Raw genomic sequence first — 13,880 nt, forward strand, 5'->3', positions numbered from 1 at the left:
GTGTGAGATGAAACGACTACTTTTGGCCGGGCTGGGAGGAGTGCTGCTTACGGGCAGTGCTCTTGCCGGTGAAACGAAAAGTGTGCCATTGACATTGCGCGTACTGGTAGACCCACCACCTCCTTGTACCGTAAAAGGCAGTAACGTCGATTTTGGTGATGTGATCATCAAAAAAATCAATGGTACTGAATATCGCAAAGATGCAGGTTATACCCTGAACTGTGCCAATAGCCTGAGCGATGACCTTCAGATGCAGTTTAAGGGCACAACCACCACGATCAATGGCGAAACGGTGTTAAGCACGGGAATTACCGGGTTTGGCATTCGTATTGAAAATGCAGCAGATAACTCTCTGTTTGCGATTGGCGACAATACCTGGACTCCATTTAGCGTCAGTAGCCAGCCACAACTAAAAGCAGTGCCAGTCAAACAGAATGGCGTGACGCTGACAGGCGCACAGTTTAACGCCAGCATGACAATGGTGGTGGATTACCAATGAAACGACTCTCGTTAATTTTATTATCCGCTTTTTGCACCATAACGCATGCCGCACCGGAAGATATCACCTTCACGGGTACGCTGATCGAACCTCCGGTCTGCACCGTCAGCAATGGTGATGATATTGAGATCCAGTTTATCGACGTCATTATCGACAATATTGACGGGGTAAATTACCGCAAAGATGTTCCGTACCAGATAACGTGTGACCCTGATATTACCGATGACGCCTGGGTAATGACGCTAACCTGGACCGGTACACAGACCAACTATAACGATGCGGCGATTCAGACGGATGTCACGGGATTAGGGATTGAACTCCAGCAAAACGGTCAGCCCTTTAAGCTGAATACCCCGCTTAACGTGACACCCGCCAACCTGCCGAAGTTGAAGGCCGCACCTGTAAAAGCTTCCGATGCCACGCTGACTGACGGTAACTTTTCCGCTTACGCCACATTGCAGGTGGATTATCAATGAACAAACTGAAGAAATATCAATGTATCAGGGTGCAAACCCTTCTGTTGGGCGGTGTGCTGGTGCTGGTGAGTCATTCAGCACTGGCAGCTAATAATTTGCATTTTTACGGCAACCTGATGAGCAAAACCTGTACTCCGGTGGAACAGGCTGGAACGTTGGCAGAGGTACAGTTTGCTGATATCAGCCACAAAGATTTGATGGTGCGCGGTCAGTCCGATCGTGTACCGGTGGTTTTTCGCCTGAAAGATTGCCATGGGCCAGCGCAGTACAGCGTAAAAGTTACTCTGACCGGAACAGAAGACAGTGGGCAACCGGGATTTCTGGCTCTGGATGATACCTCCGGTGCACAGGGCGTAGGCATTGGTATGGAAACTACTGATGGTACTGCTGTTGCTATTAATAACACGACGGGAGTGACCTTTGTGCTGAATGATGGCAATAACAGTCTTAATTTCAGAGCATGGTTACAGGCAAAAGAGGGGCGTGATGTAACACCCGGTGATTTTACTGCCCAGTTAACCGCAACGTTTGAGTACATTTAAGATGAAAATAATACGCTGGACTTTTGGCCTGCTAATGTTGTTCTTTTTCAGTTCAGCAGTACAGGCGAATACCATTGTTGCAACATTGTATACCCCCATTGGATATTCAACGCATACTACAAAAGTTGTTTATTATCTCGATGTTCTCACTCCTGACTCCGTCAACCACGGTAGCTATAAACCACCAGATAGTTACGGGTTGATGACGGGATGGATGGAAAATATCAGTTGGACAGGACCGGGGACTGCACCATCATTAAAACTGATATCTATGACCAAGATCGGTAAATCATCATGCTCCGGGCTTGACGAGTTTGATAGTCGTTCTGGTTATAGTGACTGGATTTGTTATGAAACGCGAATTGAAGTCTGGAAGGAAGACTCCAGCGTCCATGGTTGCCCGTGGCTGGTTTCGACACATGCTGATAGCCGTCTACCTTTAGACCCTGGTCCAGGAACCTATTCCGGACCTACAGTCAGTAACTCTTCTTGTCCGGCTATACCGTTGGGGCCTTATGATGTCTCCTGGAATGAAAGTCGGGTTGTGCGTGATAAGGCGTTAAATCTCCAGTCTACCGGCGGGATAATTGAAAAAACGCTCTCCACCTATCTGATGAAAGACGGCAAAGTGTGTGACGGCAGCAAATTTGGCGATGCTGACGATCGTGGTGCTTATTGTCGTTGGGTGTCGCAGATGCTCACCTTCACCTCATCGGGCTGTGACAATGCTAAAGTGACGGTAACACCGAATCGTCACCCCGTTACCGACAAAGAGCTTCACGATATGGTGCTTCGCGTGGATACCACCTCGCGGCAACCTATTGATTCTACCTGTCGATTCCAGTACGTGCTGAATATGCTGTAGTAGTTCGTCGTTGTGCACTGATGCCTGATGCGACGCTGAAGCGTCTTATCAGGCATTCGATGCCAGCATTCACGGTAATTCCGGCGGCAACCACTCATCCACTTCAATCAACACCAGCAATGCCGCATCACCACCGTACTCTTTTGGTGCCTGGTGAAATGCCATCACATGCGGATGTTGTGCCAGCCACAGCGGCGTTTGCTGCTTCAAAATATGCTTCCCATGACCATGCATCACGCAGGCACAAAACACATGTTCGCGGCGACAGGCGGCAATCAATGCGCCTAACTCCTGCTTGGCTTGCAGCTGCGTCAAACCGTGTAAATCCAAAAACAGCTCCGGCGAATAATCGCCACGGCGCAGTTTCTTCGCCTCAAAATGGCTTACATCCGGGCGAACATATTTGACCGGACCTTCGGTATTTAATAACGGCTGAAACTCATCGGAAAAATAATGGCTGGCATCGGCCTGCTCCTGAATCAACCGTTTCACTGGCACTTCGCTGATTTTCTTACGCTGCGGTCGGTGGACAATCGTGTCCTGCTTAATCTTGCGAGTCCCCGCCATCAACTGGCGAAACAGAGCCTGGTCCTCCTCGCTAAGTGTTATTTTCTTTTTCATTTATCTGTCTCTATTTCTAATTTTCCTACAGTTTACCCGACTCGTAGCGCAATCGATCGTTTTAAACGTATTTTTCCTCACTCACCGCGCGTGAATGCTGATTTATCGTCATCTTCATGGCAAACTAGCCGCCGAAATTATTGCGATCATGCCCTGGAGGAATACGTGGATAAAATTTTCGTTGATGAAGCAGTAAATGAGCTGCAAACCATTCAGGACATGTTGCGCTGGTCGGTGAGCCGCTTCAGCGCGGCGAATATCTGGTACGGCCACGGCACTGACAACCCGTGGGATGAAGCCGTGCAACTGGTGTTACCTTCACTCTACCTGCCGCTGGATATCCCGGAAGATATGCGCACCGCGCGTCTGACCTCCAGCGAAAAACACCGTATTGTTGAGCGCGTAATTCGCCGCGTCAACGAGCGCATTCCGGTGGCCTACCTGACCAACAAAGCCTGGTTCTGCGGTCATGAATTTTACGTCGATGAACGTGTGCTGGTGCCGCGCTCGCCGATTGGTGAACTGATTAACAATAAATTTGCCGGACTCATCAGCAAGCAACCGCAGCACATTCTGGATATGTGCACCGGAAGCGGCTGCATTGCGATTGCCTGTGCTTATGCTTTCCCGGAAGCGGAAGTCGACGCGGTAGATATCTCTCCCGACGCGCTGGCGGTTGCTGAACAGAACATCGAAGAACACGGTCTGATCCACAACGTCATTCCTATTCGGTCCGATCTGTTCCGTGACTTGCCGAAAGTGCAGTACGACCTGATCGTCACCAACCCGCCGTATGTCGATGCGGAAGATATGTCCGACCTGCCAAACGAATACCGTCACGAGCCGGAACTGGGCCTGGCATCTGGCACCGACGGCCTGAAACTGACGCGTCGCATTCTCGGAAACGCGGCAGATTACCTCGCTGATGATGGCGTGCTGATTTGTGAAGTGGGCAACAGCATGGTACATCTTATGGAACAATATCCGGATGTTCCGTTCACCTGGCTGGAGTTTGATAACGGCGGCGATGGTGTGTTTATGCTCACCAAAGAGCAACTGCTGGCGGCCCGTGAACATTTCGCGATTTATAAAGATTAAGTAAACACGCAAACACAACAATAACGGAGCCGTGATGGCTGGAAACACAATTGGACAACTCTTTCGCGTAACCACCTTCGGCGAATCGCACGGGCTGGCGCTCGGCTGCATCGTCGATGGTGTTCCGCCAGGCATTCCGCTGACGGAAGCGGACCTGCAACATGACCTCGACCGTCGTCGCCCTGGGACATCGCGCTATACCACCCAGCGCCGCGAGCCGGATCAGGTCAAAATACTCTCCGGTGTTTTTGAAGGTGTTACTACTGGCACCAGCATTGGCTTGTTGATCGAAAATACCGACCAGCGTTCTCAGGATTACAGCGCCATTAAAGACGTTTTCCGTCCAGGCCATGCCGATTACACCTACGAACAAAAATACGGCCTGCGCGATTATCGCGGCGGCGGGCGCTCTTCCGCTCGTGAAACCGCCATGCGCGTGGCGGCAGGGGCGATTGCCAAAAAATATCTCGCTGAGAAATTTGGCATTGAGATTCGCGGTTGCCTGACCCAGATGGGCGACATTCCGCTGGAAATCAAAGACTGGTCGCAGGTCGAGCAAAATCCGTTCTTCTGCCCGGACCCCGACAAAATTGACGCGTTAGACGAGTTGATGCGCGCGCTGAAAAAAGAGGGCGACTCCATCGGTGCGAAAGTCACCGTTGTTGCCAGTGGCGTCCCCGCCGGACTTGGCGAGCCGGTCTTTGACCGCCTGGATGCCGACATCGCCCATGCGCTGATGAGCATCAATGCGGTGAAAGGCGTGGAAATTGGCGACGGTTTTGACGTGGTGGCGCTGCGTGGCAGCCAGAACCGCGACGAAATCACCAAAGACGGTTTCCAGAGCAACCATGCGGGCGGCATTCTTGGCGGCATCAGCAGCGGGCAGCAAATCATTGCCCATATGGCGCTGAAACCGACCTCCAGCATTACCGTGCCAGGGCGTACCATTAACCGCTTTGGCGAAGAAGTTGAGATGATCACCAAAGGCCGTCACGATCCTTGTGTCGGGATCCGTGCGGTGCCGATCGCAGAAGCGATGCTGGCGATCGTTTTGATGGATCACCTGTTACGGCAACGGGCGCAAAATGCCGATGTGAAGACTGATATTCCACGCTGGTAAAAAATGAACAAAACCGCGATTGCGCTGCTGGCCCTGCTTGCCAGTAGCGCCAGCCTGGCAGCGACGCCGTGGCAAAAAATAACCCAACCTGTGCCGGGTAGCGCACAATCGATAGGCAGTTTTTCTAATGGCTGTATCGTCGGTGCTGACACGCTGCCGATACAGTCCGAACATTATCAGGTCATGCGTACCGATCAGCGTCGCTATTTCGGACACCCGGATCTGGTGATGTTTATCCAGCGTCTGAGTAGCCAGGTGAGCAATCTGGGCTTGGGCACGGTGCTGATTGGCGATATGGGGATGCCTGCTGGTGGTCGTTTCAACGGCGGTCACGCCAGCCACCAGACCGGACTGGATGTCGATATCTTCCTGCAACTGCCAAAAACACGCTGGACCTCCGCGCAGCTCTTGCGCCCACAAGCGTTAGATTTAGTTTCCCGCGACGGTAAACACGTTGTCCCGACGCTGTGGAAGCCGGAAATTTTCAGCTTGATCAAACTCGCCGCCCAGGACAAAGACGTCACGCGCATTTTTGTTAATCCGGCGATTAAACAACAACTTTGCCTTGATGCGGGCACCGATCGCGACTGGTTGCGCAAAGTGCGACCCTGGTTCCAGCATCGCGCGCATATGCATGTACGATTACGTTGTCCTGCCGATAGTCTGGAGTGTGAAGATCAACCTTTACCGCCACCGGGCGATGGTTGTGGGGCAGAACTGCAAAGCTGGTTTGAACCTCCAAAACCGGGAACAACAAAGCCTGAGAAGAAGACACCGCCTCCGTTGCCGCCTTCCTGCCAGGCGCTACTGGATGAGCACGTGATCTAATGGAAACGTTTAATAGCCTGTTTATGGTTTCCCCGCTGTTGCTGGGAGTTCTCTTTTTTGTCGCCATGCTGGCGGGATTTATCGACTCGATTGCTGGTGGCGGTGGGTTACTCACTATTCCGGCATTGATGGCGGCGGGGATGTCTCCCGCTAACGCGCTGGCAACCAATAAACTGCAAGCCTGCGGCGGCTCTATTTCCGCCACTATCTACTTTATTCGCCGCAAAGTGGTTAGTTTAAGCGATCAGAAACTCAATATCGCCATGACCTTTGTCGGCTCAATGAGTGGCGCGCTGCTGGTGCAGTATGTTCAGGCTGATGTCTTACGGCAGATTTTGCCCATTCTGGTGATTTGTATCGGCCTCTATTTCTTGCTGATGCCAAAGCTGGGTGAAGAAGATCGCCAGCGCCGGATGTACGGACTACCTTTCGCGTTAATTGCCGGTGGCTGCGTCGGTTTTTACGATGGATTCTTTGGCCCGGCTGCCGGATCGTTTTACGCGCTGGCCTTCGTTACGCTGTGCGGATTCAACCTCGCCAAAGCCACGGCTCATGCCAAATTACTCAACGCAACTTCAAACATTGGCGGTCTGCTGCTGTTTATTCTCGGCGGCAAAGTGATTTGGGCGACGGGCTTTGTCATGCTGGTGGGGCAGTTCCTCGGCGCGCGCATGGGTTCACGACTGGTGTTGAGCAAAGGACAAAAGCTGATCCGCCCGATGATCGTTATCGTCTCGGCGGTTATGAGTGCCAAATTACTTTATGATAGCCACGGACAGGAGCTCCTCCACTGGTTGGGGATGAACTAATGAACAGTACACACCACTACGAGCAGTTGATTGAAATTTTTAATAGCTGCTTTGCCGATGATTTTAATACCCGTCTGATTAAAGGCGACGACGAACCGATCTATCTTCCTGCTGATGCGGAAGTACCGTATAACCGAATCGTCTTTGCTCATGGCTTTTATGCCAGCGCAATTCATGAGATTTCGCACTGGTGTATTGCCGGAAAAGCGCGCCGTGAGCTGGTTGATTTCGGCTACTGGTATTGCCCGGACGGACGCGATGCCCAAACGCAAAGCCAGTTTGAAGATGTTGAAGTGAAGCCGCAGGCGCTCGACTGGTTGTTCTGCGTGGCGGCGGGATATCCGTTTAACGTCAGTTGCGACAATCTGGAAGGGGATTTCGAACCGGATCGCGTGGTGTTTCAACGGCGGGTATATGCGCAGGTGATGGATTATCTGGAAAACGGCATTCCTGAACGCCCGGCACGCTTCATTAAAGCATTACAAAATTATTATCACACGCCGGAACTTACGGCGGAACAGTTCCCGTGGCCGGAAGCGCTCAACTAAAGCCAGCGCCACGTTTTACAATGAGGAAAGAAGATGATCGCGGAGTTTGAATCACGCATTCTGGCATTAATCGACGGTATGGTTGACCATGCCAGTGATGATGAGTTGTTTGCCAGTGGGTATTTGCGTGGCCACCTGACATTAGCCATCGCAGAACTGGAAAGTGGTGATGACCACTCCGCCCAGGCGGTACATACAACCGTTAGCCAGAGTCTGGAAAAAGCTATTGGTGCCGGTGAATTGTCGCCGCGTGACCAGGCGCTGGTGACCGATATGTGGGAAAACCTGTTTCAGCAGGCGTCACAGCAGTAAGTTGCGGCGTCTGGAGCACCATGCCTGATGCGACGCTTATCGCGTCTTATCAGGCCTACACGTCACACGTAGGTCGGATAAGGCGTTCACGCCGCATCCGACAAACAATGCCAAAGCTGGTTACCCAGCCTTAATTGCTTTACCCTTCAACAATTTCCGCACCCATAACCGATTCGGGTTTAACGCCGCCAGCGTACTGGCATCCATCGGAATTGGTTCGTTGCTCATCTGCGCCGCCAGAATCTCGGCACACAGTGGGGCAGAACACAAACCACGCGAACCCAAAGCAGCAAGCATAAAGAGATCGTCATAAACCGGCGCGCTTACCGCCTTATCTTTCTGCTCCGCCAGCGACGCATATTCCACGAGTGTTGCCTCATAATCGGGAACATTACCTACCATTGGCAGATGATCGCGGGTGGCACAACGTACACCGCAACGTGCCTCTTTATCACTGACATCAACCGCTTTCGCCCATTGTGCCTGCGGGAAACAATCAATCAACCGCTGGCGATTCTGCTGCTGATCGTCCTCACTGTACGCCGTATCTTCGCTGCCGCGATGATAACTGGCACCAATACAATGATGTTGATTCGCCGGATTTTGTGGCGTGAGATAACCGTCATAGCACAGCACCTGCTTCAGCTCCGCTAGTTCCGGCGTTGTCGGAATATGGCTAACCTGCCCGGCAACCGAATACACTGGCAGAGACGATGTTTGGCTGAAACGGCTGATTAGATGCCCGTTCGCCAGTACCACCACGCTATGCGTTGCTTGCTGATCTCCTGCAAAATTCAGCAACCAACAGTCATCCTTACGGGATAAATCCTGTAACTGGTGTTGATAACGAATCTGTAAACCTTGCTGTTGCGCCAGTTCCAGCACATTACAGGTCAGTTCTGCTGGACACAGCCATCCACCTTGCGGATATGTAATACCGCCACAATTTGTTACTACACCTGTAACGCCTTCAACCTCATTCGCCCCGACCGCAACAGCCAGTTCTGTGGGTAAATCCATCGACAGCATCTGTGCGATTTTATGCTGGCTTTTCTCATCCCAGCCTAACTGCGTGACGCCGCACCAGTCATGATCAAATTTGACGGGCAATAAATCGTAAAGCCGACGAGCAAAAGTAAACGCATTAGAGAAAAAGCGGTTTAGCGCCTCATCGTGTTTGCTTAATAACGGATACAACGCCCCCTGACGATTGCCGGAAGCACCCAGCGCGGGGGCTTCATCCGCGCAATAAAGCGTTACCTGCCAGCCGCGACGCAATAGCGCCAGCGACAACAACGCGCTGGCAATACCTCCGCCGATAATCGCCGCTTCCCGTTTGTTGCTGCCCGTGCGGTTAAACCACGGCGTGGAGCAGGGGAGGGGTAATGTCTGTTCCATCACCCCACAAAGCATTTCCCGTTTGCGCCCAAAGCCATTACGTTTTTGCATCGTGAATCCGGCTTCCTGTAAACCACGGCGGACAAAACCGGCAGACGTAAATGTCGCCAGCGTACCGCCCGGACGCGCCAGCCGGGCCATGGCGTTAAACAGATTTTGCGTCCACATATCCGGGTTTTTCGCTGGCGCAAAGCCGTCCAGAAACCAGGCATCTACTTTATGATTTAGCGAATCGTCCATTTGGCTGGTCAGTTCGTTAATATCGCCAAACCATAAATCCAGCGTCACGCGGCCTTCATCGAGCAATAAACGATGGCAACCAGGCAAGGGCATTGGCCACTGCGCCTGAAGTTGTTCCGCCCACGGAGCCAGTTCCGGCCAGTGTTGATGCGCTAAGGCTAAATCAGTACGGGTGAGGGGAAATTTCTCAAAACTGATGAAATGTAAGCGTTGTAATTGCGCTTGCGGATGTGCTTCGCGAAACTGAACAAATGCCTGCCATAGCGTCAGGAAGTTTAATCCGGTGCCGAAGCCGCTCTCTGCTACCACAAACAGAGGATGTGGATGTTCAGGAAAACGTGCCTCTAAATGGTTACCCCCGAGAAAAACATAACGCGTCTCTTCAAGTCCGTTATCGTTGGAAAAATAGACATCGTCAAAATCTCGGGAAACAGGTGTACCCTCAGCATTAAATTCGAGGTTGGCAGGTTGTATGGAGTAGTGTTTCACGTAAGTTACTCGTCTTACAGGCGGTGGCTCGATCTTAGCGATGTGTGTCAGGCTGCGCAAATTTCTCTATTAATTGGCTGATCGGACTTGTTCGGCGTACAAGTGTACGCTATTGTGCATTCGAAACTTACTCTATGTGCGACTTACAGAGGTATTGAATGAAACGTGCAGTGATTACTGGCCTGGGCATTGTTTCCAGCATCGGTAATAACCAGCAGGAAGTCCTGGCATCTCTGCGTGAAGGACGTTCAGGGATCACTTTCTCTCAGGAGCTGAAGGATTCCGGCATGCGTAGCCACGTCTGGGGCAACGTAAAACTGGATACCACTGGCCTCATTGACCGCAAAGTTGTGCGCTTTATGAGCGACGCATCCATTTATGCATTCCTTTCTATGGAGCAGGCAATTGCAGATGCTGGCCTCTCCCCGGAAGCTTACCAGAATAACCCGCGCGTTGGCCTGATTGCAGGTTCCGGCGGCGGTTCCCCGCGTTTCCAGGTCTTCGGCGCTGACGCAATGCGCGGCCCGCGCGGCCTGAAAGCGGTTGGCCCGTATGTGGTCACCAAAGCGATGGCATCTGGCGTTTCTGCCTGCCTCGCCACGCCGTTTAAAATTCACGGTGTAAACTACTCCATCAGCTCCGCGTGTGCGACCTCCGCACACTGTATCGGTAACGCAGTAGAGCAGATCCAACTGGGCAAACAGGACATCGTGTTTGCTGGCGGCGGCGAAGAGCTGTGCTGGGAAATGGCCTGCGAATTCGACGCAATGGGGGCGCTGTCTACCAAATACAACGACACCCCGGAAAAAGCCTCCCGTACTTATGACGCTCACCGTGACGGTTTCGTTATCGCTGGCGGCGGCGGTATGGTGGTGGTCGAAGAACTGGAACACGCGTTGGCACGTGGTGCTCATATCTACGCTGAAATCGTTGGCTACGGCGCAACGTCTGATGGCGCAGACATGGTTGCTCCGTCTGGCGAAGGCGCAGTGCGTTGCATGAAGATGGCGATGCACGGTGTTGATACCCCAATCGACTACCTGAACTCCCACGGTACTTCGACTCCGGTTGGCGACGTGAAAGAGCTGGCGGCTATCCGTGAAGTGTTCGGCGATAAGAGCCCGGCGATTTCTGCAACCAAAGCAATGACCGGTCACTCTCTGGGCGCTGCTGGCGTACAGGAAGCTATCTACTCTCTGCTGATGCTGGAACACGGCTTTATCGCCCCGAGCATCAACATTGAAGAGCTGGACGAGCAGGCTGCGGGTCTGAACATCGTGACCGAAACGACCGATCGCGAACTGACCACCGTTATGTCTAACAGCTTCGGCTTCGGCGGCACCAACGCCACGCTGGTAATGCGCAAGCTGAAAGATTAATTCGCAGTAGGCCGGAGTAGGTCGGATAAGACGCGCCAGCGTCGCCTCCGACATTACGCGCCAATGCGGCCTCCGGCACTAACGCCAAAGGGAACCCGATGGTTCCCTTTTTCACATTATTGACAATCGCCGCCTGTTCCAGGCAAACTTCCCGCTTTGTCGATTTCCTTCTGAAAAGACGTACGCGTTAATTCCTGCCAACGCACCGTAACCCTGAAACCAGAGAGATGAGACGGGGAAATTCCTCGCCTTGCGCTGCATTCTGGAGTAATGCATGACTGCTGTAAGCCAAACCGAAACACGATCTTCTGCCAATTTTTCGCTCTTCCGCATCGCTTTTGCGGTTTTTCTCACCTACATGACCGTAGGGCTGCCGTTGCCGGTTATCCCGCTGTTTGTTCATCATGAACTGGGCTATGGCAACACCATGGTCGGTATTGCCGTCGGCATTCAGTTTCTGGCTACGGTGCTGACGCGTGGTTACGCCGGGCGACTGGCCGATCAATATGGCGCAAAACGTTCGGCGCTTCAGGGGATGTTAGCTTGCGGTCTGGCTGGCGGCGCGCTGCTGTTGGCGGCGATTTTGCCCGTCTCCGCACCGTTCAAATTTGCCCTGTTGGTCGTCGGGCGTTTGATTCTTGGCTTTGGCGAAAGCCAGTTACTGACGGGCGCTCTGACCTGGGGATTAGGCATCGTTGGGCCAAAACATTCCGGCAAAGTGATGTCATGGAACGGAATGGCGATTTACGGTGCCCTCGCTGTTGGTGCGCCGCTTGGCCTATTGATTCATAGCCATTACGGTTTTGCCGCACTGGCGCTCACCACAATGGCATTACCCTTACTGGCGTGGGCCTGTAATGGCACAGTGCGCAAAGTACCGGCCCTGGCGGGAGAACGTCCATCGCTGTGGAGTGTTGTCGGGCTTATCTGGAAACCAGGGTTAGGTCTGGCACTACAAGGCGTTGGTTTTGCGGTTATCGGGACTTTCGTTTCGCTCTACTTTGCCAGCAAAGGATGGGCGATGGCGGGCTTTACTCTTACCGCGTTTGGCGGCGCATTTGTCGTGATGCGTGTCATGTTTGGCTGGATGCCGGACCGTTTTGGCGGCGTGAAAGTGGCGATTGTCTCTCTGCTTGTAGAAACGGTGGGCTTGTTGCTGCTCTGGCAAGCCCCAGGTGCGTGGGTCGCATTAGCGGGCGCGGCGTTAACCGGAGCCGGATGTTCGCTTATCTTTCCTGCGCTGGGCGTGGAGGTGGTTAAACGCGTACCGTCACAAGTTCGCGGCACCGCACTGGGCGGTTACGCCGCGTTTCAGGATATCGCCCTCGGCGTCTCCGGGCCGCTGGCGGGAATGCTGGCGACCACGTTTGGTTACTCTTCGGTATTTCTTGCCGGGGCGATCTCTGCGGTGCTGGGAATTATTGTCACGATACTGTCATTTCGTCGGGGCTAACGAACCAGCCAGACCAGCATCAGGATAATCGCGACTAACAGTATCCACAGCGCGGGACGCGTTGCCATATTTTGCAACGTGTCCATCATCGGTGGAAAAGGATTAAGCAGCGGTTGCATATCACGCGGATCAATCCCTTTAACCCGCCGTTGATAAAGCTGATTAAGAATATCCTCGGCCTGGGCAGAAGAAAGCGATGATTGCGCAGAAAGGCCATATTTTTGCTGGATATATGCCGATAACGCCGCCAGTTCACTGGCATCTAAAGGTTGTTTTAGCGCCATCTGGAGTGATTCAAGCGTCGGCGTATTTTGCTGGCTTAGCGTCTGACGCGCCTGTAGCCAGGTCACCAGATGGTTAAACAGTTTCGCTGGAATTAACTCACCATCTTTCACCCCGGAAAGTTCCAGCATCGATTGCCAGATCTGCTTGCTGGGTTCTCCCGTTGCCGCCGCAAGTTTGGTCACCAGCTGTTTGAGCGCATTGTGCTCCGCCGGTAATAACGGACGGTCGGTCGCCTCGCGCTGCTGCGGTTGCGGAATAACCATCTTCCCTTCCTGCAACAGGGTTAGAATGGTTTTTAATTGCTCCGGTGAGAGCTGATTCAGCGGCGTCTGACCAAAGTTATGACGGATATAATCCGTGACCGCCTGACGATTATTCCCCAGACGTAAATACTCCCCTAATTGCGCTAAAAGCTGGCGGGCAGAATGGCTTTTTTGCGCGGCCAGCAGACGTTGCGCCAGATTGTGCTCAGCGGCAGGGAAGTGACGCGAAAGCAGCGGTGAATCTCCCGACAGACCAATATCGTGCCTGATACCCGCCCACAGTTCTGCTCTTTGCTGTTGCGTCAGTGAGGTCACTTTCGTCATTAAGCTTTCCAGCGAAGTACGTTGCTGACTGGATAAAGGCTGATTGCCCGCGCCAGACGGCAGGTTATCTCCCTGACCTGGTGGTTGCCCAGGAGGAGGGCCGGAAATAGGTTGTATCATTACGTATCCTTATACCTGAAATCTTCGCAAGTATGCCTGGCCGCGAGATTATGGCACACTTGTCCGGTTAACTCTCGTCTCATACAGGTAACACAAACGTGAAAATCCTTGTTGATGAAAAAAACAAAGATTTAATTTCTTGATATAAAAGGATTTGTATCAGCGTATGTCCACGCAGTGACCACATTTTCGAGAGGTAGAGTAAGCCCGC

Annotated in this window: 15 protein-coding genes; 12 read left to right on the forward strand and 3 right to left on the reverse strand. The window is 52.7% G+C overall.

Going from position 1 to position 13,880, the window contains the following annotated elements; translation table 11 throughout:
- Window positions 1-7: 7 nt before the first annotated feature.
- The 4 genes from ACK8NJ_RS07090 to ACK8NJ_RS07105 are packed head-to-tail and all read left to right on the forward strand — an operon-like array spanning window position 8 to window position 2,382.
- The gene (locus tag ACK8NJ_RS07090; RefSeq protein ID WP_000826023.1) at window positions 8-499 is read left to right on the forward strand and encodes a fimbrial protein; all 492 of its coding nucleotides are present in this window, start codon (window positions 8-10) and stop codon (window positions 497-499) included.
- Window positions 496-975, forward strand: coding sequence for a fimbrial protein (locus ACK8NJ_RS07095; RefSeq protein ID WP_000826833.1), 480 nt, complete (start codon window positions 496-498; stop codon window positions 973-975). Before ACK8NJ_RS07090 ends, ACK8NJ_RS07095 begins: the two co-directional genes overlap by 4 nt.
- Complete coding sequence (locus tag ACK8NJ_RS07100) at window positions 972-1,517, forward strand: fimbrial protein (RefSeq protein ID WP_001037532.1); 546 nt, start codon at window positions 972-974, stop codon at window positions 1,515-1,517. Before ACK8NJ_RS07095 ends, ACK8NJ_RS07100 begins: the two co-directional genes overlap by 4 nt.
- Window position 1,518: 1 nt before the next feature.
- Entirely contained in the window at window positions 1,519-2,382 is an 864-nt protein-coding gene (locus tag ACK8NJ_RS07105) for a StfH/YfcO family fimbrial adhesin (protein ID WP_328115718.1), read from the forward strand.
- A 69-nt stretch (window positions 2,383-2,451) separates the two neighbouring features.
- On the opposite strand, the gene smrB is transcribed toward ACK8NJ_RS07105, so the two are convergent.
- On the reverse strand, window positions 2,452-3,003 hold the full coding sequence (gene smrB / locus ACK8NJ_RS07110) for an endonuclease SmrB (RefSeq protein WP_000727295.1): 552 nt from the start codon (window positions 3,001-3,003) through the stop codon (window positions 2,452-2,454).
- A 165-nt stretch (window positions 3,004-3,168) separates the two neighbouring features.
- Here smrB and prmB point away from each other — a divergent pair, with 165 nt between their 5' ends.
- The 6 genes from prmB to ACK8NJ_RS07140 are packed head-to-tail and all read left to right on the forward strand — an operon-like array spanning window position 3,169 to window position 7,718.
- Entirely contained in the window at window positions 3,169-4,101 is a 933-nt protein-coding gene (gene prmB / locus ACK8NJ_RS07115) for a 50S ribosomal protein L3 N(5)-glutamine methyltransferase (RefSeq protein WP_001306448.1), read from the forward strand.
- A gap of 34 nt (window positions 4,102-4,135) precedes the next feature.
- Complete coding sequence (gene aroC, locus ACK8NJ_RS07120) at window positions 4,136-5,221, forward strand: chorismate synthase (RefSeq protein ID WP_001297933.1); 1,086 nt, start codon at window positions 4,136-4,138, stop codon at window positions 5,219-5,221.
- Between the two features lie 3 nt (window positions 5,222-5,224).
- A complete protein-coding gene (mepA, locus tag ACK8NJ_RS07125) occupies window positions 5,225-6,049 on the forward strand; it encodes a penicillin-insensitive murein endopeptidase (RefSeq protein ID WP_001043808.1) in 825 nt (274 codons plus the stop codon).
- Window positions 6,049-6,858, forward strand: a complete 810-nt coding sequence (locus tag ACK8NJ_RS07130; RefSeq protein ID WP_001545608.1) for a sulfite exporter TauE/SafE family protein — start codon at window positions 6,049-6,051, stop codon at window positions 6,856-6,858. The genes mepA and ACK8NJ_RS07130 overlap by 1 nt, the downstream gene beginning before the upstream one ends.
- The gene (epmC, locus tag ACK8NJ_RS07135; protein ID WP_193792595.1) at window positions 6,858-7,406 is read left to right on the forward strand and encodes an elongation factor P hydroxylase; all 549 of its coding nucleotides are present in this window, start codon (window positions 6,858-6,860) and stop codon (window positions 7,404-7,406) included. The genes ACK8NJ_RS07130 and epmC overlap by 1 nt, the downstream gene beginning before the upstream one ends.
- A 33-nt stretch (window positions 7,407-7,439) precedes the next feature.
- Window positions 7,440-7,718: a YfcL family protein gene (locus ACK8NJ_RS07140; protein WP_000559764.1), complete on the forward strand. Its 279-nt coding sequence runs from the start codon at window positions 7,440-7,442 to the stop codon at window positions 7,716-7,718.
- A 120-nt stretch (window positions 7,719-7,838) separates the two neighbouring features.
- Here ACK8NJ_RS07140 and mnmC read toward each other — a convergent pair whose 3' ends face one another.
- The gene (mnmC, locus tag ACK8NJ_RS07145; RefSeq protein WP_411962295.1) at window positions 7,839-9,845 is read right to left on the reverse strand and encodes a bifunctional tRNA (5-methylaminomethyl-2-thiouridine)(34)-methyltransferase MnmD/FAD-dependent 5-carboxymethylaminomethyl-2-thiouridine(34) oxidoreductase MnmC; all 2,007 of its coding nucleotides are present in this window, start codon (window positions 9,843-9,845) and stop codon (window positions 7,839-7,841) included.
- 158 nt (window positions 9,846-10,003) lie between these two features.
- Between mnmC and fabB the strand changes: the two genes are divergently transcribed.
- Together fabB and ACK8NJ_RS07155 are read left to right on the forward strand one after the other, a co-directional pair.
- Window positions 10,004-11,224 (forward strand): beta-ketoacyl-ACP synthase I, encoded by a 1,221-nt coding sequence (fabB, locus tag ACK8NJ_RS07150; protein ID WP_000817178.1) that lies wholly within the window; start codon window positions 10,004-10,006, stop codon window positions 11,222-11,224.
- A gap of 274 nt (window positions 11,225-11,498) precedes the next feature.
- Window positions 11,499-12,677 carry an arabinose transporter gene (locus ACK8NJ_RS07155; RefSeq protein WP_000127789.1) on the forward strand — a complete coding sequence of 393 codons (1,179 nt, stop codon included), beginning with the start codon at window positions 11,499-11,501 and terminating at the stop codon, window positions 12,675-12,677.
- Here the strand turns inward: ACK8NJ_RS07155 and flk are convergent.
- Window positions 12,674-13,669, reverse strand: coding sequence for a flagella biosynthesis regulator Flk (gene flk, locus ACK8NJ_RS07160; RefSeq protein ID WP_000615813.1), 996 nt, complete (start codon window positions 13,667-13,669; stop codon window positions 12,674-12,676). The genes ACK8NJ_RS07155 and flk overlap by 4 nt on opposite strands.
- Between the last annotated feature and the right edge of the window lie 211 nt (window positions 13,670-13,880).

It is taken from the genome of Escherichia sp. F1 (assembly GCF_046764225.1).
In the GTDB taxonomy this organism is placed as follows: domain Bacteria; phylum Pseudomonadota; class Gammaproteobacteria; order Enterobacterales; family Enterobacteriaceae; genus Escherichia; species Escherichia coli.

Coding starts and splice junctions, on each gene's coding strand:
- aroC (WP_001297933.1), top strand. CDS start 4,136: ATGGCTGGAAACACAATTGGACAACTCTTTCGCGTAACCACCTTCGGC.
- epmC (WP_193792595.1), top strand. CDS start 6,858: ATGAACAGTACACACCACTACGAGCAGTTGATTGAAATTTTTAATAGC.
- fabB (WP_000817178.1), top strand. CDS start 10,004: ATGAAACGTGCAGTGATTACTGGCCTGGGCATTGTTTCCAGCATCGGT.
- ACK8NJ_RS07105 (WP_328115718.1), top strand. CDS start 1,519: ATGAAAATAATACGCTGGACTTTTGGCCTGCTAATGTTGTTCTTTTTC.
- ACK8NJ_RS07095 (WP_000826833.1), top strand. CDS start 496: ATGAAACGACTCTCGTTAATTTTATTATCCGCTTTTTGCACCATAACG.
- smrB (WP_000727295.1), bottom strand. CDS start 3,003: ATGAAAAAGAAAATAACACTTAGCGAGGAGGACCAGGCTCTGTTTCGC.
- ACK8NJ_RS07155 (WP_000127789.1), top strand. CDS start 11,499: ATGACTGCTGTAAGCCAAACCGAAACACGATCTTCTGCCAATTTTTCG.
- ACK8NJ_RS07130 (WP_001545608.1), top strand. CDS start 6,049: ATGGAAACGTTTAATAGCCTGTTTATGGTTTCCCCGCTGTTGCTGGGA.
- ACK8NJ_RS07140 (WP_000559764.1), top strand. CDS start 7,440: ATGATCGCGGAGTTTGAATCACGCATTCTGGCATTAATCGACGGTATG.
- mepA (WP_001043808.1), top strand. CDS start 5,225: ATGAACAAAACCGCGATTGCGCTGCTGGCCCTGCTTGCCAGTAGCGCC.
- ACK8NJ_RS07090 (WP_000826023.1), top strand. CDS start 8: ATGAAACGACTACTTTTGGCCGGGCTGGGAGGAGTGCTGCTTACGGGC.
- flk (WP_000615813.1), bottom strand. CDS start 13,669: ATGATACAACCTATTTCCGGCCCTCCTCCTGGGCAACCACCAGGTCAG.
- ACK8NJ_RS07100 (WP_001037532.1), top strand. CDS start 972: ATGAACAAACTGAAGAAATATCAATGTATCAGGGTGCAAACCCTTCTG.